Raw genomic sequence first — 18,222 nt, forward strand, 5'->3', positions numbered from 1 at the left:
TGTGTGCCTTTTGCATTAGTCGGGTGGGTCCGCTAGCTCGATCGGTCAACGATCCGGGTTCAGGGTCGGCACCATTGTGCGCACTGCGAACAAGTGAAGGCTGAGGGGCACCACCTTGCTAAGCGCTCGGCTTGAACTTGCTTTTCGTAGCCAGCGCACCCAGGGACAGGGCAGCCAGACCGGCACCGACAAGCGCCTTTTTTCCGAGCTCTTTACCGGCCGTCTTTCGCTGACCAGGAACCCGAAGTGCCTGGCGCCAGGCGGTGGCCCTCAGCGCTTCACGATCGGAGTCGATGCCGAGGGGCGAATGAAAGTCATCAATCGCTGCCGCCGTCGCATTGAGGGAATCGATGACTGAGCGGGCGGCGATGGCGTGGAGCAGGATATTTTCGTTGGCGATCCCGCCGGCTGCATCCATTTGGGCCATAAGCTGCGCCGTCTTCTCGAGCACCTCGACGCGTCGCTTCTCGCGCGCGTGCGAGATTCCCTGCCGGTGCCCTTCCAGTGCGAGAGGGGCCGTGGCAAGGACATGGTCCAACTCAATAATTCCGAACTCGTCCTGCAGCTCGAAGCACCGACCGAGCGCTGCGAGTTGAATGGCAACCTCATGTTCGATCTCCCGCATGACCTTCTTCAGCTCGCCGGTCTCCCGCTTGTTCTTGACCTTGTCAGCAAGTGCACTAAGTGCCGCGAGCCCATCCTCCTGAACGTTGAGGATCGTTTCGTGCGTGCCGCTGACTTTGTCCCACAGAGTTCGCGGATCGCCGCCTCGCGCACGGATGATCGATGCTTCTTCGATCGCTGCCCCTGAGCTTTTCAAACGAGCCAGTACTTCGTCTCGTTGTCGACGACGTATGTCGTCGAGCTTCTCGTCGATTCTGACCAGCATCGCGCGTAGCTCCTGTGCTTCGGCTTGCTGGGCGAATTGGCTCATGAGGCTACCAACGCCCGACAGTACCGCCGGGTTGGTGAGCAGCGACGTGGGTCCGTCTTGAACCTGGAGCCACTTCAGCGAGTCCTTGCCCGTCTCGCCGAGCATCACGTGGCTGATGCCGCCGGTCTTCGTCTTCATGAGACCGCCTGCGTCCTTGAGTCGCTTGACGGACTCGGGCGTCAGCTTGAGGTACATCGCTGACTGTTCGGCGATGCCGGACGCCGATGATGCGAAGTCGGCTCCGGTGCTGAGCAAACCGCTCAGCTTGCCGAGACTGAGCTTTCGTGCGTACCTCAGGAGGGCGGTTTCGCGGAGAAAACGCTCGACCGCGGAGAAATTGCCGGTAACAACGACACCCTCACCGTCGCTGATCACTTCGATCTCATCCGCCATAACCCCACCTCTCTTCCGCTGAGGAAAATCTATCGCCTCCGCCCGACATCGTTCTTGCGAAGTGGCCGCGCGAACTGGGGCCTTGCACGCCTGTTGGTCATGGTGAGGGACGCTCGAAGCGGGTTGTGAAGCACTGGCTCACCGCCCGCCGCGGCCCTTGAGACTAGCGCCGCGGCCCTCGAGGTCTCTCATCCCGAGGGAGGCGAAGCATCTTGGTGATCGCGGCACCCATTTTCCGTCGCTGTGTGCTGGCGGGGAGCGGTCGGTCTCGCAACTTCGGCGCGCTGCCCCGGAGGACGCCGATCGCGCAGGACTCTGTTGCAAAGCAATCGCTGTCTGCTGACCGCCTCGTAAAGCATTAGCTTGTTGAGACAGCCCGTTGAGAGCCGTTCCGAAGTTGGCCTCGGCCGGAACGGCGGAGGCCTCACTGTCTCAACAACTTGTCTCCTAGTACTTCGTCTCAGGAGGGTGCTTGGAGGGGCTTTCCGAGTCAAACTGAGCTTGTGAGACTTCTCGGTTATACGCGTGTGAGTACGTCGAGTCAGGATGCGCAGTTGCAGGTCGACGCGCTCGTTGCGGCTGGCGTTCAGAAGCGGGACGTGTTCGCGGACGTGACGTCTGGCAGCAAGACCGCCATCGAGCGTCGCGGGATGAAGAAGCTGCTCGAGTACGCCGAGGGCGGGGACACCGTCGTCGTCTGGCGGGTCGACCGTCTCGGCCGGTCGCTGATCGACGTGCTGAACACGGTGAACCTGTTGCGTGACCGCGGCGTGCAGGTCCGGTCGATCTCCGACGGCATCGATCCGTCGACGTCGACGGGCCGGCTGATGCTGAACATGCTCGCCACGCTCGCGGAGTACGAGCGGGAGCTCATCGTTGAACGCGTCAACGCCGGCATCGCCGCCGCACGTGCGAGCGGAACGCGCTTCGGCCGGCCCCTGTCGGATCCTGCGGTGGTCGCGGACAAGCTCGCGATCGCCGCGGACGCGCGAGCGCGTGGTCGCACTGCTGAGGATGCTGCTCGTCTCGTTGGGTGGAGTCGCGCGTCGCTCTATCGCCACCAGGCAGACGCCGCTCGCCGCGCAGCTGCTGGAGAGCAGGCAGCGTCCTAGCAGGGGATGCTCCACCGCGACAGATCCACTGTCTTGACGCAGGCACGAACGTGCTCACTCATCGCCTCATCACCATTGACGGTCCCGTGAGGGATCCCTGGCCGGCTGATGAGGTCGTGCTGCGGCCGGATTCAGCTGGTGAGTCGGCGGACCTGTTCGATGGAGAGCTGGCGGTCGGCGTAGAGGACGATTCGAGCGGTCGGGTCCGGGCTGTGCGCATTCGGACCTTCCCACCTTCGCTGAAGGCCGAGTCGCTCGATGGTGCGGCGGGAGCGTGCGTTGCGTTCTGCGACGACCGCGGTGACGGGCAGTTCCGGTCGGAGTAAGTGGGCGAGTTCGATGCCGGTGAGGGCGACTTCCTGCGCGTAGCCCTTTCCCCAGTGGTCGGGGTGGAGGGTGAACGCCACGTTCCAGGCCGCGTCGGAGAGGAGGGTGCATCCGCCCATTCCGATCAGATCATGGTTGTCGGTGGGGGATTCGCGCCGGCGGATCACCCAGCTGCTGAGTCCGTCTTGTGTCCACTGGGTCCTTCGGTATGCGATGACGGCCCGGGTCTGATCGGCGGAGAGATGGAGGAGGAGTGGATCTTCTTCCGCGATCCGTGGGTCGGTGTAGAGGCGGGACAGCTCGTGGAGGTCGGTTTCGGCGGGCCGGCACAGTCGGAGTCGGTCGGTGAGCACGTCGAGGTTCTGTGGGGCGCAGGCCTGTCCGTCGCTCACGATCATGGGACGAGGATTCCACGTTCCGACCGCTCGACCAGCGTTATGTGCGCGTGCGATCCGTCGCGGGAGGCCGCCCGTACGGGGACGGGCTAGCGGTCAGTCCTGCGCAGTGAACTCGATCTCGGGTGCTGCCCCGTCCGCCAGGAGGAAGTAGCCGATGAACACGACGTCTTCGCTCGTGGTGTCGAACTTGGAGACGATGACCCCGGCAGGCTCGTAGAAGACGTCGCCGGCGCGAAGGGTGGTTTGTGCCTCCTCACCGATCTGGAATGTGACCGACCCCCTTTCGATGGCTCCGAAGACAGGGCCGTTGTGAACGTGAGCACCGCCCTTCGTGCCAGCTGCGATTGAGATTCGGCGCACCTCGACGTGGGACACGTCCATGCCGCCTGCAAGCGACTGGTGGAGAAGAGTTGATCGAGTGATGGGCGATTCAGTCATGGTCACAGCCTGGTCGGACGGATCGCTCAGACGTGGGTCGTCGGACTCAGGAAATACGGCTCGCAATGTGCGGTTCTCGCCAACGGCCGCGTGGTCCGACACCCCCGCCGCTGCCGGAACTTGTCTCGATAGCCGATGGGCTAGCGCGTCAGACCCAGCGTTTCTCTGCAGACCTAAGTGCTCGTTCCGAGGGCTGCGGGGACAGCAGGTCACCGAGCTCGCGCTTCGCCTTCTGGTACCGACTGCGCGCCGTTGACGGCGGGACGGAGACGATCTGAGCTGCCTCGCTGAGAGAGAAGCCGTCCCAATGCACCAGTCGCACGAGCTCTGCGAGCTCTGGAGCGAGCTTGTCCAGAGCTGCCCGTACGTCGAGGGCGATGTCGGAGGGTTCTGCGATCACGACGGTGGGGTCGATGGTGCCGCGGAGCTTCTCGGCGAGGAGGTCTTGGCGCCGGCGTGTCCTGCTGGTGTTCAGGACGACGTTCCGCGCGACCCCGAACAGCCAGAGGCGGGCGTCCTCGTCCGGCAGGGGCATGTATGACGATCGGCGCCACGCGATCGTCATTGTCTCGGAGAGCGCGTCGGGAGCGTCGTCAGCGCCGACTCGGCGTTCGAGGTAGTTCAGAAGGTCACGGGCTGTGGCGTCGAGGATCGTGACCACGCGATCGGCTCGGGTGTCGCGGCGGCTCACTGTGTGAGGTCTGCCTGGGTGAATTTTGCGCAGTCGTCCTGGCTTCCGAAGGAGAGATCCGATCCGGTGACGGGATCGACCACTCCTCGATCTTCGAGCTCGTCCCAGACGACGTTGATGATCGCGCCCCCCACGGCTTGGCGGTACAGCTCATCTTCGGAGTACAACCCGGTCGCGCGCACCACGGTGTCGCCGTCGTCGCCGCGGACGGTCACGTCCCGGGCGACGATCCGAGCAAGCTCGCCGTCGACGTCCGCGAGGGCGAGCACGTCGGTGGTGCGAAGCACGTCCTGCATCTCCTTGATGTCCTCCGGGTCGCCTTCCTTGGCGACGCTTCGGAGCTCGCATTCTCTTCCGCTGGGCAGGGTGAAGTGGACAACGGAATCCGGATTCGCCACCCACGGCTCCCACCCCGAGAGCGTCGCTGCCGCTGCTGCACCCGTGCCGCCCAGCGTGAGAGCGACGACGGTCCCGATCACGAGCGCACGAGGCGTCGCCTGTCGCCTGCCGCGTCGCGCGTTCCACTCCGCTCCGCGAATCATCTCTCGAAGAGAGGAGTCGGAGATGGCTTCCGCCAGTGGGGTCGGCGGCGCCGATTCGTCCAGGAGCGCGTTCATCGCCCGATCGCTGCCCGCGTCGTGAGGTTCGGTGGTCATGATCTGCTCCTGTGCGCTCGAGTGGCCTTCACTCTGTACATGTCCGGCAGGACCCCGAATTGACGACGCGACGATGGAATCAGTCGAGAGTCTGTCCCGTAAGGGGATGGCCATCTGACGGAGCTAGACCTCGGCTTGGAGTTCCGACTTCAGCTGTTGTCGAAGTCGCGCGTATCGGGTCCGGATCGTGGAGGGGTTTTTCTCGAGGATGCGTGCGGCTTCTTCGAGGGTGAAGCCTTCCCAGTGGACCAAGCCGATGATGTCGCGATCAACGGCGGGCAACCTCTCGATGAGGTGGTGGAGGTGCGCGCTGATGTCGTCCAGCTGGTCGTGGGCCGGGTTGTGAACGACAATCTGGTCTCGGAGGCGGTCAACGAGGCTGGTTCGGCGGCGATTCGAGCGGTGGTGAGTAGCGAGGACTCGGCGTGCGACCCCGTAGATCCAGAGCGTCCCTTCGTTGCCGGCGGGTACGTCTTTCGCGCGGCGCCAGACGGTGAGCATGGTCTCGCTGAGGAGGTCGGGGGCGTCATCCAGGGGAGCTCGGCGGGAGAAGTAGCGCAGTAGCGGTTCCGCCTGGGCGAGAAGCAGGAGCTCCACCCGTCTGGCGCGCTCGTCGTCGCCTCGCCGCGTCGAGGAGGCTTTCGATGACAGCTGGTCGTCCAGGGTCACCGCAGTTCTCCTTCGCAGTCGGATTCGGCTCCGCTCAGCATGTCCTCGGGCACCAGTTCGTCGGGGACTTCGGCCCAGATCACCGTGGTCAGAGCCGCCCCGAACGAGAACTTGTCGAGGTTGGCCTGCGTGAGGCCGGCGGCCTCTTCGCTGTTCCGTGGGATGTAGGGATGTGCGAGGGCTTCTTCGTAGACGCGCTGGCCGATCCCTGACCAGTCGTGCTCAGCGATGAAGTCCTTTACCGCTGCCGGGTCGCTCGTGCCGCCGATGCCGGCCTCGACCGCGTAGTGACAGCTGACCTGTCGACCCGAGTCGGTCGTGTAGTTGATCGGGACGATCGCGTCCGCATCGAATCCCACGGTGAAGACGACGGCCCCGGCTGTCGTCGCGGCGAGGACACCGATCACGGGGAGGATTAGAAGCGGGCGACGCCACCACGGACGCCGTGGTGTCGCGCTCTCCGCGGTGGCGGACACCAGGTCCTCAATAACAGTGCGAGACGCGAGCCCACCTATCGGACTACGTCCCGAGCGGGCCAGGAACTCATCGAATCCGTCGTCGTCCATCGTTTCCTCCTCGAGCAGACCTTGCTCTTCACTATGGACATGGCCGGTCGGGCGCGGAACGTCTCAGGAACGCCGTCCAAGTTCTAAATGGTTGGCTTCCGCCGCGCGGCCGACGTCCCGTATGGGGATGGTTCACCGGCACGCAAGGTTCTAGTTGTCCTTGACTCTGCGACCCGCGCCGCGCCCGTCTCCGCCGGCAATCCAGTCGTTGACCGCTCGAGCTACGTGAGTGTTGTGACTTGCGGCCCATGAGGGATCGTTGGATGCGGACGTGAAGGCGATCATCGGTGTGTGCCGGATGCGGCCGTGACGGTCGCGCCAGTGCAGGACCATCAAGCCGGCTTTTTGGCGCACTTGGATGGTCTGGTCGCGAGGGACGCGTCGGGACCACCAGACCCCGTGGACGGTGAGGTCGTTCTCTCGCAGGCTGACGCCGCTGAAAACAACCCACCGCGCAGCGAGCGATATGACGACCGCGAAGATGACGATGAAGACCAGCTGCTCGTCCAGCGCGAGGCCGGGCTTCCATACTGTCGCTGCCGGCACGCAGATCAGAGCTGCGGGCAGGAGTATGCCGAAACGGAGCTGGATATTCGGGCGAAACCGCACGGCGCTGATTTTAGGGGCGCCCGCCCGTTCGTCGTTCCGTATAGGGATCGTTCAGTGGCCGGTGAGCGGGCAGGTACTGCTCTCGCCCGCGCTGTGCGTCGCGGCCCAGAGCAGGGCGGCGCCGGCGGCCCCCGCCGGTCTGTCACGTGCGGCGTCAGCGAAGTCCCCATCTCTCGACCGCACCGCCACAGGCCGCATGTCCACAGCGCGTGACGCTCCGGCTGCAGATTCCGCTAGCAGCTAGCGAACGCCGCGGGCACGCTCGTAGCACCGGTAGAGCACGATCGCGCCGACGGCTGACACGACGAGTCCGATAAAAAAGCCCACGAGCAGGACCGGGCTGAGTTGGCCCCCGGTCTGATCCAGGTCCGCACGAACGCCGGTCTGAAACCCCGCCACTGAGCAGAGGAAGGCGATCACGACACCCGACGCGAGCAGGCTCACGCCCTTGAGCACTTCCACCATGACCACCCCCGGTCGTGAAGCTACCGCAGAGTGTTCCACCCCGCGACCGCCTCGTCCCGTATGAGGATCGTTCACCGAACGCTCCTCTGCGATTGCTGGAACCCGTTCCGGTCGTCAGTTGCTGTCGAGTGGTGAACCGGGAAGTCCTGGCGCCGGTAGCCAGTCCGAAAATCTCGCTCGCAGGTCTTCCTGCTGTCGCTCGTCCTTGAGGAAGACGTCGACGCCTCCGTCGTAGGGGGCGAAGAGCCAGCTAGCGGTGGCGTCGGTGACGGCGACGTGCGCTTCCTCGTTCGAGACGGCGCGGAACAGTGGCTCGAGTTCTTCGGGTCGGTGTGGCCCGAAGCTGATCGTCAGAGCCGGTAGATCGTAGAGGTCCTCGTCGTGCACGGAGCTTCTCCAGTGGACGGCATCGGGAAGAAGAGCTTCGATCCACGGAGTCCGGGCGAGGTCGTCTTGATCCCATTCCTGCGCAATGACGAGCAGAGAGGCTGCAGAATCGCCCGCGACCTCGGTCAGCAAGGTGACGTAGCGATCGAGAACCGTCTGCATCTCCTCCGGGCTCTCGGGGTACTGCTTCGACTTCGGAAGAGTGTGAAATCTCCTCCAGCGGTCGGCCCCGGAGTCGAGCGCGCGCATGTGCCATCCGATTGGCGCCACGTCATCGCCCCACTCGGCTCGCCAGCGTTTCTCGAAGGCCCTGATTTGTGAATTCACGCGGTGATCGTCGCACGATTCTGTCGGGGAGAGAGCTGGCGTACCGGCCGTCCCGTATGGGGATGGTTCAGCGGTCGCTCATCAAGCTCTTCCGGCTTGGGAGAGGGCGTCCGGCTCAGCTGTCGTTGGACCGCCGCCCGAACACGGAGCCAGAACGCATCCCACGCAGCAGGATCACGGTCGTAACGCTCCGCCTCATTGACGTACTTGTCATGTGCGCGCTGCGCGGACTCGTGGTTCCACTCCCTGATCGCGACGTCGTTGAGAAGCTGCCCACCGAAGTGCACGATCTCGTCTCGGTAGTCACCCATCGCCTCGTTCATCCACTCTCCGTGGTCGGCGGCCTGCGTGTGAGTGGCGAGATACGCGTTCCATCGCGCGTCCAGCTGAGCCCGAAGCGGGTCCGGGTCGCGGTCGGGGGATGAAGACTGCTCCATGACCGGAACCCTACGACTCGGTCTTCGGCCGCATCGTTCTCGTCCCCGTGGCGAGCGAGAGGCGGAGGAGGACCGCCCAATTCCACAGGGGTGCTTCAGCAGGTGGACGAGGGCGGTCCTAAGATTCGGGGGTGGGCATCACCATTCCTCGCATGGCCGCGACGATCGAGCGGCGTCTTCTCGTCAACTTCCGGGTGGACCCCGTCGTGATTGAGTCTCTGCTGCCCGAGGGGCTCCGTCCGCAGATCGTCGACGGGAGCGCGGTGGCGGGCGTCTGCCTGATCCGGCTGGGAAATTTCCGGCCGATGTGGGTCGCACCGAGGATCGGCCACCGGAGCGAGAGTGCGGCCCATCGAGTGGCTGTCGAGTGGGACGGGCCCGACGGGATCCGGACCGGAGTGTTCATCCCGCGCCGGCACAGCGCTTCGCGTCTCGCCCAAGTCGCGGGTGGGCGGGTGTTCCCGGGCGTCCATGAACGCGCTCGGGTGAGATCCGTCGACTCGGACGACGAACTGAGTGTGACCGTCGACGCCGCCGATCTTCGTGTCGCTGTCGACGCCCACGTTGTCCCGCCCGAGACGTTCACGAGTTCACTGTTCGCCGACCTGTCCGCGGCGTCCGATTTCTTCCGGAAGGACGCTGTCGGCTGGTCGCCGACGCGAGCGGGGCGGCTCGAGCCGCTTCGGCTGGACACCCACGCCTGGCGCGTGGAAGCGGCTCGCACGACGCGTGTCCAATCGAGCTTCTTCGACGCGCTCCCCACCGGCTCCGCTTCGTTCGACCACGTACTGGTCATGCGGGATGTCCCGGTGGTGTGGAGCAGTCTTGGAGAGGCTGCGCCTGCCGCTCGGCCTTGACCGGCGGGTGCGGAGCATGCGGTCACCCATCCTCCGCGGAACGGTCGGCGGACGGGTGCGGAGGGGTCACCGTTCGGCGCCGCGCTGTACTTGGTGCGCCTCATCACCGGCGGCCGCGCTTGGGGTGTTGCCGCGGGCGCGCTGACGGCCGCAGTCGCCTTCGCATCGAAGCTCCGGCGAGCAAGGCGGACGAGCGCGATCTGGCGTCCCGTAAGGGGATGGTCAGCCGGTCAGCTCCGAGGGGGCCGCTTCCACTCGGCCGCGAGGATCGCGTAGACCGCTGAGTCGATCCAGGTCTCTCCGCGTTTCTCGCTCTGCAAGAACAGGGCCTCTCGCCGGAGGCCCATCCGCTCCATCGCGTGCACGGAGCTGCGGTTGTGGGCTGCGGCGCGCCCGACGATGCGATGGAGGTTGAGCGATCCGAACCCGATGTCGAGCAGGGCGGCGCCCGCTTCGAGCGAGTAGCCCAGGCCGGCCGTGTCGGGGTGGAGAAACATGCCGATCTCGCCCTGCTGTCCATCCGCGGATCGGATGAGGACGGCATCACCGACGAGCATCCTCGACGCTCGGATCTCGATCCCGTAGAAGCGGCGGTGACCTGGTTCGCGCAGCTCCCACTCGATGTCTCGCTCCTCGAACCAGGGGATGTACTGCCCCTCCGTCAGCGGCGGGTGCCCGAGGAAGCGGGAGGCATGGGCGTCGCCCCGATATGACATGACCGCCGCCTCGTCGTCTCTTGTGAGTCGACGCAGCCGGAGGCGTCGCGTGAGGAGATCGACTGACGCTTCCATCTGCTCAGGCTAGGTGCAGGCTCCGCCAGTCCTGCGAGACGCCATGGCGTCCGAGGATCATTCGGCGTCCGGCAGGGGGTCGTTCACCGGTCGCTTGAGGCGCCGATGCTTGTTCCGTCTCCCACAGCGCGGCAGGTCCGGTCAGCTCGTGGGGAGAGGTGTCGGAGATGCGGTGGTGTGCTTCGAGCTGGCGACCCATGCTTCGCCATCCCAGCTGATCCACACTTCGCACGCACTGCGCGCGGCGGCTCCAGAGCGGGATGCGCCGGCGAGGTAAGCGTGGGCAGAGGTCGGCACGAGCTCATCGAACACGTCGAACTGCGTATCCGTCGCTGATACGTCAGCACAGGAATCGAGGATCCCGGAAGCCTGTTCCTCCGACGTCGCGCCAGCGGCAGCACGGATCGCTTCGACATCCCCGGTCAGAACGCCCGGCTCGAGAGCCGTGAGCGTGGAGCGCGCGGAGCCGGCGGGTGGTAGCGAGCTCTGCGCGTTCAGCAGGAGGGCAGCTGCACCTCCTGCTGTGATCACGAGCGCTGCTGCGCAAGCAAGGACCACGAGGCGACGTTGATTCATGTCCACAGTGAACCGCATCACCGGTCGGGGCGGATCACGTCTCGAAGGTGATCGCTGAGCGGGCGTCCGATAGGGGGTACCCCAACTAGATGGTCTCGTGTGAACGTCGAGCCGTGAGCGAAGGCGGCCTCCTGCGGGGTGCGCAGGCGGGGCGATGCGCCGGGGATGCTCGGCGTCGCGATGGTGGAAGACTTCTCTTACCGCCCCCGATGGAGGAACTGATGACGAGCTACCTCGTGAGCTATGACCTCTCTGCACCGGGACGTAATTATGACGAGCTCATCGCTCATCTGAAGCACACGCTCGAGAGCACATGGGTCGTCGTCACAGACATGACCAGCAACGAGGTGAGGGACGCTGCCACGAAGTACCTCGATGCCAACGACAAGCTCCTCGTACTGAAGCTCAGCGGCGCGGGTAGCTGGCGTGGGCTGAGGGCGTCAACCACTGAGTGGCTCAAGAAGCACCTCTGAGCCGACCTGCCGGCCGCAGGGCGGCACGTGGGTACAACGGTGGTGTCGCGGGCACGGCGGAGGGCCGGCCGAGTTGAGCGCTCGGCCGGCCCTGATCTGCTGGCTGGTGTGGTGTCGGGTTAGAAGCGGCAGCGCCAGCCGCTGGCGCTGGTGTTGACGGTGACGGCGACCGCTCGGGAGTTGTATTGCTGCTGGCAGGCGACGGCGACGTTGACGCCGACGAGGCCGTAGCGGGTGCCGCAGCGCCAGCCGTCGTAGCGGTTGTTGATGTTGGTGGCCTGGCTGGGTGCGAGGGTGCCGCTGCTGACGTTCCTGGCGCAGTAGTTGGCGATGTTGACGCCGTAGTCGGCTGCGAGAGCGGGAGTTGCGGTGGCGACTGAGAGACCACCTGCGAGCGCGAGTGCTGCGCCCAGTGAGGCCAGACGTCGGGAAACTTTCATGGGTGTTACCTCCTCGATGAGCCGGCGATCTGCCGTCGACGTGACGATGACAGGCGTGGGGCGGTTCTGGGGTCCTCGTTGGAAGAACCGTCATTTCCGGAAAAGCTGGAGAATCAGCTGCATCGAAGCGAGCGGAGCATGGGTGGCGTGGGACGGGTCCTGGTGCTCTGACCAGGTGTGTCGATGTCGACCCGGCCGGCCTTGAATGGGCGTTCCTGAGTGATCGGATGAGAGCTGCGCTGGTTCCGGTCCGTTCAGTCAGGTGCAGAGTGCGTCGCCAACGTCGATGGTGTCGCCGTTGAGGGTGATGTTCCCGTGCGCGCAGATGCGTGTGTCGGCGTCTGACCGGACGATGAGGGCGGTGTAGGCGCTTTGGACTCCTTCGACTGTGGATTCCTGTCGGTGGTTGTCGCGGTCAGCGCTCTGTGGGTAGATCTCGATGTGGACGCTGTTGTTGAAGCTCTGGTTGTCGTATCGCGTGATCCGACCCCATGCGGCTTGGCAGCGATCTGACCACATGACTTCGAGTAGGACGCTCTCGTTGCGTGTCTCCGATGCGGCCGGTCGGGCGTCGTCCAGGCAGGAGGTCGCTGCGGGGTCGACGCCGTTCTCGACGGGAAGCATCGACGGGCTTCCCGGATCCGGCTCGGTGGCAGCAACTGCCTCGGGGCGATCAACAAGGGCAGTGATGCCGGTCGCGACTGCGGCTCCCGCCCCGAACGCTACGACAGCGAGAACCACAGCCCCGCGAAGAGTCAACGCGTGCTGTGGCTGCGGACCGGCAGTCGGTGGCGCCGGCTCATCGGGCGCCGAGCGCGTCTTGGTGGTGGGGGACGCTAGTAGGGTGCGCCGGTCCAGCCACGCGGACGGGTCCTCGCCAAGTGCGCGGACGAGGCAATCGAGAGTCCGTTCGGACGGCAGCTGCTTGCCCTTGAACGCGTCTGACAGCGACGACTTCGAGACTCCCGTCAGCTGCTCCAGGTGGACGAGCGTCGGACTTTCCGCTCTCAGACGTAGCCGACGAAGATCAGCAGCCAGGAGGTCGACCCCAGAGACTTGCTGCGAAGAGCCCTCTTCTTGCACCTGCGGCCTTCCTGACCCGATCACACGCTCAGCGTGGAAGTCCAAGGTACCGTCGGATCCGGCGAGCCGTGGAGTCGTCAACATGCGATTCAAGGTCGGTAGTGAGTGGTGAACGTGATCGAGGACATGGTGCGCAGCATCGCTGAGGCGCCTGGCGCGGTGATCGGCGCTGCGGCGGTAGGCGTGGTGGGTTTCGTCTTCTACCGATTGAACAAGCTGCTGGATCGGCGGGCTGATCGTAAGGCTGCCGACGCAGCGAGGACTCCGAAGGCGAGTGCCGCGAATCGTCGCGCCGGACAGCGCTTCTTGAACCGAATGGCGACGAGGCGAGTGCACCGGGACGGGCCGGCGCGATGGTTCGTGACGTACGAGCCGAACCTTGCCGCATACAGCCTCGAGCACCGCGGACCGGGACCAGTCCACGACCTCCGCGTCGACGTTTTCACCCGCGGCCGCCGACCACGGCCAGTAGGTGTCACGATCCCTGTGCCGGTGCTTCCCGCCGGGGTGCCCCTCGCGTTTCGTCCCGGCGCGCCGAGCCGAGCTCGGATGTATGTCCTCGGACTCCGATGGGACGACGACTTCGGAGTTGAACAGTTCGAGCGCTTGCCGCTTTCCACCGCCGGCACGTTCTGAGCAGGACACCCACTGCCTCATGGAGGTTGGGTCTGCCGCAACGGGACGCGTGCGCGGGTGCTGGCAATTGCTGTCGTTCCTCGCGGTCGCCTGTACGACTCTTCGCGCTATCGCGCCACTCGTGCAGACAACCGTGAGCATTTAGATGTTCAGGGTCCCCTGCACGCGCGATGCGGGCGCCACTGAACCGTTCCGTACGGGATCGTCCTTCGGACGTCCGTCCCGTAGGGGATCGACTGCCGGTCGTGAGCGCTGTCTGCTGGAAGAATCCAGCAGATGGACGAGTCACGTGCTGAGGTCAGAGTGCAGCGGCTGGCGTCAGCCCGAGATTGGCCCGTGCCCTCAGGGCACTCGCCTCCATGCGGTCGACCTCGATACCCAGAGCGGAGCGACCACCGGCGGTGAGCTGGAAGTAGCGACGTACCCGACCGTTGACCCGCTCATCGCCGTCGGCGCCGATCAGGCCCTCCGACTCCAAGCGCTCCAGAGCGGCGTAGAGGGTCGTCACTCGGAGGCGCACGCGACCTTCCGACTGCTCTTCGATGTCTTGGAGGAGTGCGTAACCGTGGCGCCGACCCGTCGCCAACGTCGTCAAGATCCAGAAGGTCGTCTCTCGCATCTCGTCGGCCATGATCCGAACCATACTCCAACGCTCGCACTATGAGGGAACCAGTGGCTTCGCTGTAGTCGTGCGCGTTGGTCGAGCGGTTACGCGGGGTCCCTCTCCAAGCATCGGCCCCACCTCAGAACTGTCGAGCTTCAAACCGTCTGTACTGCGGATGGCTCACTTGAGCGTCGAGCATCGATCGCCGTCGTTGCGCCACCTTCTCGCTCAGCGAACCCGCGGTTGTGGTACATGCAACCCTTGCAACCAGCACCCGCCTCTAAAGGGGGGCAGCCCGCTTTGCGGCTTTCATGTACCTTCCGCTTCTCCTATTTCGAGATGCATTTACCCACACCAAAGCACTCCGGTCGCGAGCAAACAAACTTCTTGCGCCTCAAAGCGGCACCCTGCTAACTTCCGAACATGGAACATGCAGATTCACTATCGAGGCGAACAGTCGTCGCGGGAACTGCCGGAGGCTTGTCGCTCTTGGCGGTGGAATATTTGTTCGGCCCCGCGGCGGCCGCACGAGCAGCTTCCCCTCCCGAAAGCAACGGCGCTGTCGACCCCGCAAAACTGACCACCGTTGCAGCCAGTGCGGGAACAGTGCTTCTCGAACGCTCTACTGCTGCGAAATGGACGGCGATGGTCGCGGCTTGCAAGGCTGCGACAGGAGTCACGATGGTCATCACATCCCCGGATGGTGGTTATCGCGACCTGGTCCAGCAGCAGTACCGCTACGACCACCCGGAGGGACCGGTGTCTATTGCGCCCCCAGGCTCATCTACGCACGGGTTCGGAACAGCGGTCGACATCTGGAACAGGCAGTACACCTGGCTTGTAGCGCATGCTGACGAATACGACTTCAAACAGACCTTCTCGAGCGAGCCCTGGCACTGGCAGTACACAGGATCGACATCGACGATCGGCCCCGAAACAGAGGATGACGAAATGCAAATGATCGTGGTTTACCAGGACGCCGGAAGCGGCCGTACGTCGAGTTACGGAAGCACCGCAGTGATTACTCCCCGACGCGGGTTCGTGCAGACAAGCACCGGACTGGGAAACCGCGACGAGCTCAACGCGTGGACGTCCATCGCCGGCGCTCTCGGCATCACGATCATCGAAAAGCACGTCGACGCTAACGGCTTCGTCATGGCTGGGCGATTCTGACCGATCCCAAAGCGATGCAACGGAGGGCTGCAACCCGCTTGGTGGGTGGCAGCCCTTCGTCGTGCACAGGAGAGAGCCAGACGCGAGGGGGCGCCGGGACCGCAGCCGTCATGCCGTTCGACGCCGGTCCAACGCAGACAAACTGACATAATCTCGATTATCGGAGGTCGCGCGGCGGAGCGGTTTGCTCTAGCGAAACCGGTTGCTCCAACTGCACGCCGGTCGCTTCGACCGCAGCCTCGTTTTGTGCCCACGGGTGATTTGGCGCCCACGCAGGTCAGCGCAGGTTGCTGCTCGGGGCGAAGGGCCGTCGACTAGTTGTCGTTGATGGGATGGACCGACGCACGATCGTGTGCTGTGCAACTTCTGATCACCGCGGAAAAATTTTGCAGTTACAACTGAAACGCCGTAACGTGGACCTGCGCAGATCAGTTGAGACGCGTGATGGAGGATGAAGGACATGCCTAGAACGCTTGCGATCACGGCACCAGCAAACACCCGGGCCGTGCGAAATGAAGCCGCTGCGGTCGTTCGCGACGCGTGCGATGAGCAGATCACAACTTTCTCCGTGCAGGTCGGCGACCGCACGATTCCTCTCCAGGAGAACGTGTCGAGCTTCCTCCGGTTCATACTCGAGCAGGCCGCGGAAGGCGCATCGTTCTCGATCGCGTCACGGCCCGAGGAGCTCACATCGACGGTCGCTGCCGATCTCGTCGGAGTATCTCGCCCCACGCTCATGAAGATGGCGCGGGAGGGACTCGTCCCGTCGATCAGAGTTGGCACTCACACTCGTTTCAAGTCGGCGGACATCGAAGAGTTCCTTCGCGCGCGAAGCGAAGCGAGAGCAGCAGCGTTTAAGGAGCTGCGTCAGATCTACGACGAGCTGGAGCTTCACGCAGCCCAGTAAGCTCGCGCCATGACCCAGCGCATCTTCGTTGACGCGAACATTCTCATGTCGCGCACGCTGATGGACTGGTTGTTCATGCTTCGCGCGGAGACCGGTCGGATGTTCTCGATCGTGACGAGTGAGGACGTCCTGGCGGAGGTTGAGTACTCGTTGCGACGCCTGCACCCCGAGGCGCCCGGCCGGCTGATCGTTCAAAAGCGGGCGAAGATCGTCGAATGTGTCGATGAGGTCCTTGGTGACTCGGACGCCACCGTTCCGTACAACGGCACCGATCCTCACGATCGCCACGTCCACGCTGCTGCGCTCGCGGCCGGCGCGGATATCTTGCTGACCAACGACGGCGGATTCTCGGACAGCGAGGACGAGCTCTACGAGGTCTACCGCGCGGATGACTTCTTCATCCTCATCGATGACGGAGCGCCCTCACACGTGCAGCGTGTGACGGACAAGCAGCGGATTTACTGGCGAGACAGGGATGGCAGACCCCTCGCTGACGCTCTCCGCGGGGCCGAGTGCCCGCAGTTCGCGGAAAGGGTCACCGGGCACCTCCGTATGCTCTCGGGAATCCGCCGCGACGATCTCGCCCCCGTTCTCCTCACTGCAGCGTGAACGCAGCGAGGCCCAGCACGCGGGAGTCGTGCTGGGCCTCGCTGAGTTCAAGCGCGGACCATTGGACGTCTCAGCCCGTGGCCCGAGCCGCAGGTGTCACCGGACCAAGCGGTGCAGGAACTGAATGGCGTGCTCGACGCGCGTCTTGATCACCTGAAGCTGCGGCAGATCGAATCGTCCCGCTCCCCCGTGCGTTGCGGCGTTGAAGTCGGTGAAGAGCGAGATGACACTGTCGATGTCGTCTTCCACGAACTGAGCGAGCGCGGCGACGTCGTTTCCGGTGCGAGCGAGGAAGAACTTGATCTTCGCGCGGCGGGACACGCCTCCGTTCGGGGTTTGTACGTACTCAGGGTTTGCCTGCTTCACAGCAGAGTCGGGCGCTTCTCGATCGAGAATGCTCGCGAGGATCTCGCGGGCGCTCGTGCGGAAGTGCCGGGCTGCGTCCGGGTTCTGCGGGCTCAAGGCGAACAGTGCGCCGTTCCACCGGTCCTGCAACTCCGGGTCGATGCTCGCGAGTTCGTTGGTGAGCGACGTCACCCGAAGCTCCGGTTCTTGATCCTCGTCATCGGTTGACGGAGCCAACAGTGCATTGAGGGTTGCGACGCTGTTGGCGGCTTCGCCCTCTGCCAGGTCGAGGAAGTTGCGCGAGTCTGACCAGGCGCCTTCGGTGGCTGCCGACTCCACGTCGGCGAAGGATCGCTGCAACGTCGACACCGATCGGGTGTAGGTGACATAGCGCGTCGACGAGTGCGTCTGGGACCGCAGCTTGCTGAGTTCCCGCTCGAGCCGCTGGCGGTTCGCGCGGACACGCGAGTTGTGGGCGGACGCCTCGCGGTTGTACGTGCTGACCGCTTGGCGCACCTTGTTGTTGTAGTTGCGGACTTCCCGGTTGTAGTTACTGAGCGCCTGCCGCTGCTTCTGCTCGGCCTGGCGAACCATGCTGCGAAGCTGGGAGGGAGTGACTCTGCGCACCATCACTACCACCGCACCTTCTCGGCCGTGAAGGTGATCCTGGTCCCGGAGCTGATCGCCTCCGCGTACTGGCTCAGCTCCGGATCGGTGAGGTCACCGCCGTCCTGGCGGAAGATGCGCTGAAGCGCGGGCTTGATCTCGCTGACCGGTCGACCGGCATAGCGGCCGTGCAGAGCCGCGAGCGCGCGGCTCCGCTTGCGGGCGACATCGTCGAGGGTCGACTGGACCTGCTGCTGCAATTCGCGGCGAAGCGCTGCTTCGTTGAACGTGAATGACATGGTGGTGTGTGAGCTCCCTGCCCGAACGGGCGTTGGGGAAGCGTGCCGTGCATCGAGACGTCGACGAGGGTCCGTGGCTCCGGGAGGAGCCACGGACCCTAGGGGCTAGCCCTTTCCGAGGGTCGAGCCGGCCTTCGACTTGGCGGCCTTGCCGGACGAGTCGGACGCGAGGGTCCTTCCCGCCTTCGACAGGGCAGCCTTCGAGGGCTTGGCCGACCGTGACGACTTCGACATCACGTGCTCCACTTCTCTATATGAGGGAGGCAGCGTCGCGTCAACGGGCCGGAGCCCGCTTCACGCAGAGGTCATGGAACCTCTAAGGTCAAGGAGTCCTTCCACAGACACCCTCGGCCCCGATCTGCCTATGAGCACCGAATCTGCTCAGGAGCAGATCGGGGCTGTTTACATTCACAA

General features: G+C 64.5%; 26 protein-coding genes and 1 pseudogene. 7 read left to right on the top strand and 20 right to left on the bottom strand.

The features are described from left to right. Positions 1–118: 118 nt before the first annotated feature. Positions 119–1,327, bottom strand: coding sequence for a hypothetical protein (locus tag C5C36_RS14035; RefSeq protein WP_104309917.1), 1,209 nt, complete (start codon positions 1,325–1,327; stop codon positions 119–121). A 503-nt stretch (positions 1,328–1,830) separates the two neighbouring features. On the opposite strand from C5C36_RS14035, the gene C5C36_RS14040 reads away from it, so the two are divergent. Then, positions 1,831–2,439, top strand: a complete 609-nt coding sequence (locus C5C36_RS14040) for a recombinase family protein (protein ID WP_104309918.1) — start codon at positions 1,831–1,833, stop codon at positions 2,437–2,439. A gap of 131 nt (positions 2,440–2,570) precedes the next feature. Here the strand turns inward: C5C36_RS14040 and C5C36_RS14045 are convergent, their stop codons facing one another. From C5C36_RS14045 to C5C36_RS14085, 10 genes are all read right to left on the bottom strand, one after another. Then, complete coding sequence (locus C5C36_RS14045) at positions 2,571–3,164, bottom strand: GNAT family N-acetyltransferase (protein ID WP_104305001.1); 594 nt, start codon at positions 3,162–3,164, stop codon at positions 2,571–2,573. Positions 3,165–3,257: 93 nt separating this feature from the next. Further along, entirely contained in the window at positions 3,258–3,602 is a 345-nt protein-coding gene (locus C5C36_RS14050) for a cupin domain-containing protein (RefSeq protein WP_146076923.1), read from the bottom strand. 148 nt (positions 3,603–3,750) lie between these two features. Further along, complete coding sequence (locus C5C36_RS14055) at positions 3,751–4,263, bottom strand: RNA polymerase sigma factor (protein WP_146085344.1); 513 nt, start codon at positions 4,261–4,263, stop codon at positions 3,751–3,753. 26 nt (positions 4,264–4,289) lie between these two features. Next, positions 4,290–4,949 (bottom strand): hypothetical protein, encoded by a 660-nt coding sequence (locus C5C36_RS14060; RefSeq protein ID WP_104309920.1) that lies wholly within the window; start codon positions 4,947–4,949, stop codon positions 4,290–4,292. Positions 4,950–5,072: 123 nt separating this feature from the next. After that, positions 5,073–5,618 carry an RNA polymerase sigma factor gene (locus tag C5C36_RS14065; protein ID WP_181065503.1) on the bottom strand — a complete coding sequence of 182 codons (546 nt, stop codon included), beginning with the start codon at positions 5,616–5,618 and terminating at the stop codon, positions 5,073–5,075. Next, positions 5,615–6,184, bottom strand: a complete 570-nt coding sequence (locus C5C36_RS17710; protein ID WP_181125583.1) for a hypothetical protein — start codon at positions 6,182–6,184, stop codon at positions 5,615–5,617. Before C5C36_RS17710 ends, C5C36_RS14065 begins: the two co-directional genes overlap by 4 nt. 150 nt (positions 6,185–6,334) lie before the next feature. Next, on the bottom strand, positions 6,335–6,793 hold the full coding sequence (locus C5C36_RS14070; RefSeq protein ID WP_104261702.1) for a hypothetical protein: 459 nt from the start codon (positions 6,791–6,793) through the stop codon (positions 6,335–6,337). A 240-nt stretch (positions 6,794–7,033) separates the two neighbouring features. Further along, complete coding sequence (locus C5C36_RS14075; RefSeq protein WP_146085345.1) at positions 7,034–7,258, bottom strand: hypothetical protein; 225 nt, start codon at positions 7,256–7,258, stop codon at positions 7,034–7,036. A 114-nt stretch (positions 7,259–7,372) separates the two neighbouring features. Beyond that, positions 7,373–7,894, bottom strand: coding sequence for a hypothetical protein (locus C5C36_RS14080; RefSeq protein WP_104226400.1), 522 nt, complete (start codon positions 7,892–7,894; stop codon positions 7,373–7,375). Positions 7,895–7,968: 74 nt separating this feature from the next. Further along, positions 7,969–8,409 carry a hypothetical protein gene (locus tag C5C36_RS14085; protein WP_104309922.1) on the bottom strand — a complete coding sequence of 147 codons (441 nt, stop codon included), beginning with the start codon at positions 8,407–8,409 and terminating at the stop codon, positions 7,969–7,971. 131 nt (positions 8,410–8,540) lie between these two features. On the opposite strand from C5C36_RS14085, the gene C5C36_RS14090 reads away from it, so the two are divergent. Then, the gene (locus C5C36_RS14090; RefSeq protein WP_219814901.1) at positions 8,541–9,266 is read left to right on the top strand and encodes a DUF2071 domain-containing protein; all 726 of its coding nucleotides are present in this window, start codon (positions 8,541–8,543) and stop codon (positions 9,264–9,266) included. A 230-nt stretch (positions 9,267–9,496) separates the two neighbouring features. Here C5C36_RS14090 and C5C36_RS14095 read toward each other — a convergent pair whose 3' ends face one another. Both C5C36_RS14095 and C5C36_RS17350 read right to left on the bottom strand, forming a co-directional pair. After that, positions 9,497–10,057 (bottom strand): GNAT family N-acetyltransferase, encoded by a 561-nt coding sequence (locus tag C5C36_RS14095; RefSeq protein ID WP_104288851.1) that lies wholly within the window; start codon positions 10,055–10,057, stop codon positions 9,497–9,499. 141 nt (positions 10,058–10,198) lie between these two features. After that, positions 10,199–10,633 carry a hypothetical protein gene (locus C5C36_RS17350; RefSeq protein WP_146085346.1) on the bottom strand — a complete coding sequence of 145 codons (435 nt, stop codon included), beginning with the start codon at positions 10,631–10,633 and terminating at the stop codon, positions 10,199–10,201. Positions 10,634–10,854: 221 nt separating this feature from the next. Between C5C36_RS17350 and C5C36_RS14100 the strand changes: the two genes are divergently transcribed. Beyond that, positions 10,855–11,106 (top strand): SinR family protein, encoded by a 252-nt coding sequence (locus tag C5C36_RS14100; protein ID WP_146085347.1) that lies wholly within the window; start codon positions 10,855–10,857, stop codon positions 11,104–11,106. A gap of 119 nt (positions 11,107–11,225) precedes the next feature. On the opposite strand, the gene C5C36_RS14105 is transcribed toward C5C36_RS14100, so the two are convergent. The 3 genes and pseudogenes from C5C36_RS14105 to C5C36_RS18285 all read right to left on the bottom strand — a co-directional run. Then, on the bottom strand, positions 11,226–11,546 hold the full coding sequence (locus C5C36_RS14105; protein ID WP_104226404.1) for a hypothetical protein: 321 nt from the start codon (positions 11,544–11,546) through the stop codon (positions 11,226–11,228). 258 nt (positions 11,547–11,804) lie between these two features. Then, positions 11,805–12,287 (bottom strand): DUF2690 domain-containing protein, encoded by a 483-nt coding sequence (locus tag C5C36_RS17715; RefSeq protein ID WP_181133824.1) that lies wholly within the window; start codon positions 12,285–12,287, stop codon positions 11,805–11,807. 135 nt (positions 12,288–12,422) lie between these two features. Further along, positions 12,423–12,713 (bottom strand): annotated as a pseudogene (locus C5C36_RS18285) (helix-turn-helix domain-containing protein); the annotation flags it as partial. A 21-nt stretch (positions 12,714–12,734) separates the two neighbouring features. Between C5C36_RS18285 and C5C36_RS17720 the strand changes: the two are divergent. After that, positions 12,735–13,265 carry a hypothetical protein gene (locus C5C36_RS17720; protein WP_181133825.1) on the top strand — a complete coding sequence of 177 codons (531 nt, stop codon included), beginning with the start codon at positions 12,735–12,737 and terminating at the stop codon, positions 13,263–13,265. 298 nt (positions 13,266–13,563) lie between these two features. Here the strand turns inward: C5C36_RS17720 and C5C36_RS14115 are convergent, their stop codons facing one another. Further along, positions 13,564–13,896, bottom strand: coding sequence for a PadR family transcriptional regulator (locus C5C36_RS14115; protein WP_219814902.1), 333 nt, complete (start codon positions 13,894–13,896; stop codon positions 13,564–13,566). Positions 13,897–14,292: 396 nt separating this feature from the next. Between C5C36_RS14115 and C5C36_RS14120 the strand changes: the two genes are divergently transcribed. From C5C36_RS14120 to C5C36_RS14130, 3 genes are all read left to right on the top strand, one after another. Further along, a complete protein-coding gene (locus C5C36_RS14120; protein ID WP_104309924.1) occupies positions 14,293–15,042 on the top strand; it encodes a M15 family metallopeptidase in 750 nt (249 codons plus the stop codon). A 460-nt stretch (positions 15,043–15,502) separates the two neighbouring features. Further along, positions 15,503–15,949 (top strand): helix-turn-helix domain-containing protein, encoded by a 447-nt coding sequence (locus C5C36_RS14125; protein WP_181133826.1) that lies wholly within the window; start codon positions 15,503–15,505, stop codon positions 15,947–15,949. Positions 15,950–15,958: 9 nt separating this feature from the next. Beyond that, a complete protein-coding gene (locus C5C36_RS14130) occupies positions 15,959–16,558 on the top strand; it encodes a PIN domain-containing protein (RefSeq protein ID WP_104309926.1) in 600 nt (199 codons plus the stop codon). Between the two features lie 96 nt (positions 16,559–16,654). Here C5C36_RS14130 and C5C36_RS14135 read toward each other — a convergent pair whose 3' ends face one another. From C5C36_RS14135 to C5C36_RS18140, 3 genes are all read right to left on the bottom strand, one after another. Then, complete coding sequence (locus C5C36_RS14135; RefSeq protein WP_146085348.1) at positions 16,655–17,497, bottom strand: hypothetical protein; 843 nt, start codon at positions 17,495–17,497, stop codon at positions 16,655–16,657. 38 nt (positions 17,498–17,535) lie between these two features. Further along, entirely contained in the window at positions 17,536–17,808 is a 273-nt protein-coding gene (locus C5C36_RS14140) for a hypothetical protein (RefSeq protein ID WP_104262294.1), read from the bottom strand. Between the two features lie 105 nt (positions 17,809–17,913). Continuing rightward, positions 17,914–18,042, bottom strand: a complete 129-nt coding sequence (locus C5C36_RS18140; protein WP_258063410.1) for a hypothetical protein — start codon at positions 18,040–18,042, stop codon at positions 17,914–17,916. Positions 18,043–18,222 lie beyond the last annotated feature (180 nt).

Source organism: Rathayibacter sp. AY1G1, from assembly GCF_002932095.1.
Lineage (GTDB): Bacteria > Actinomycetota > Actinomycetes > Actinomycetales > Microbacteriaceae > Rathayibacter.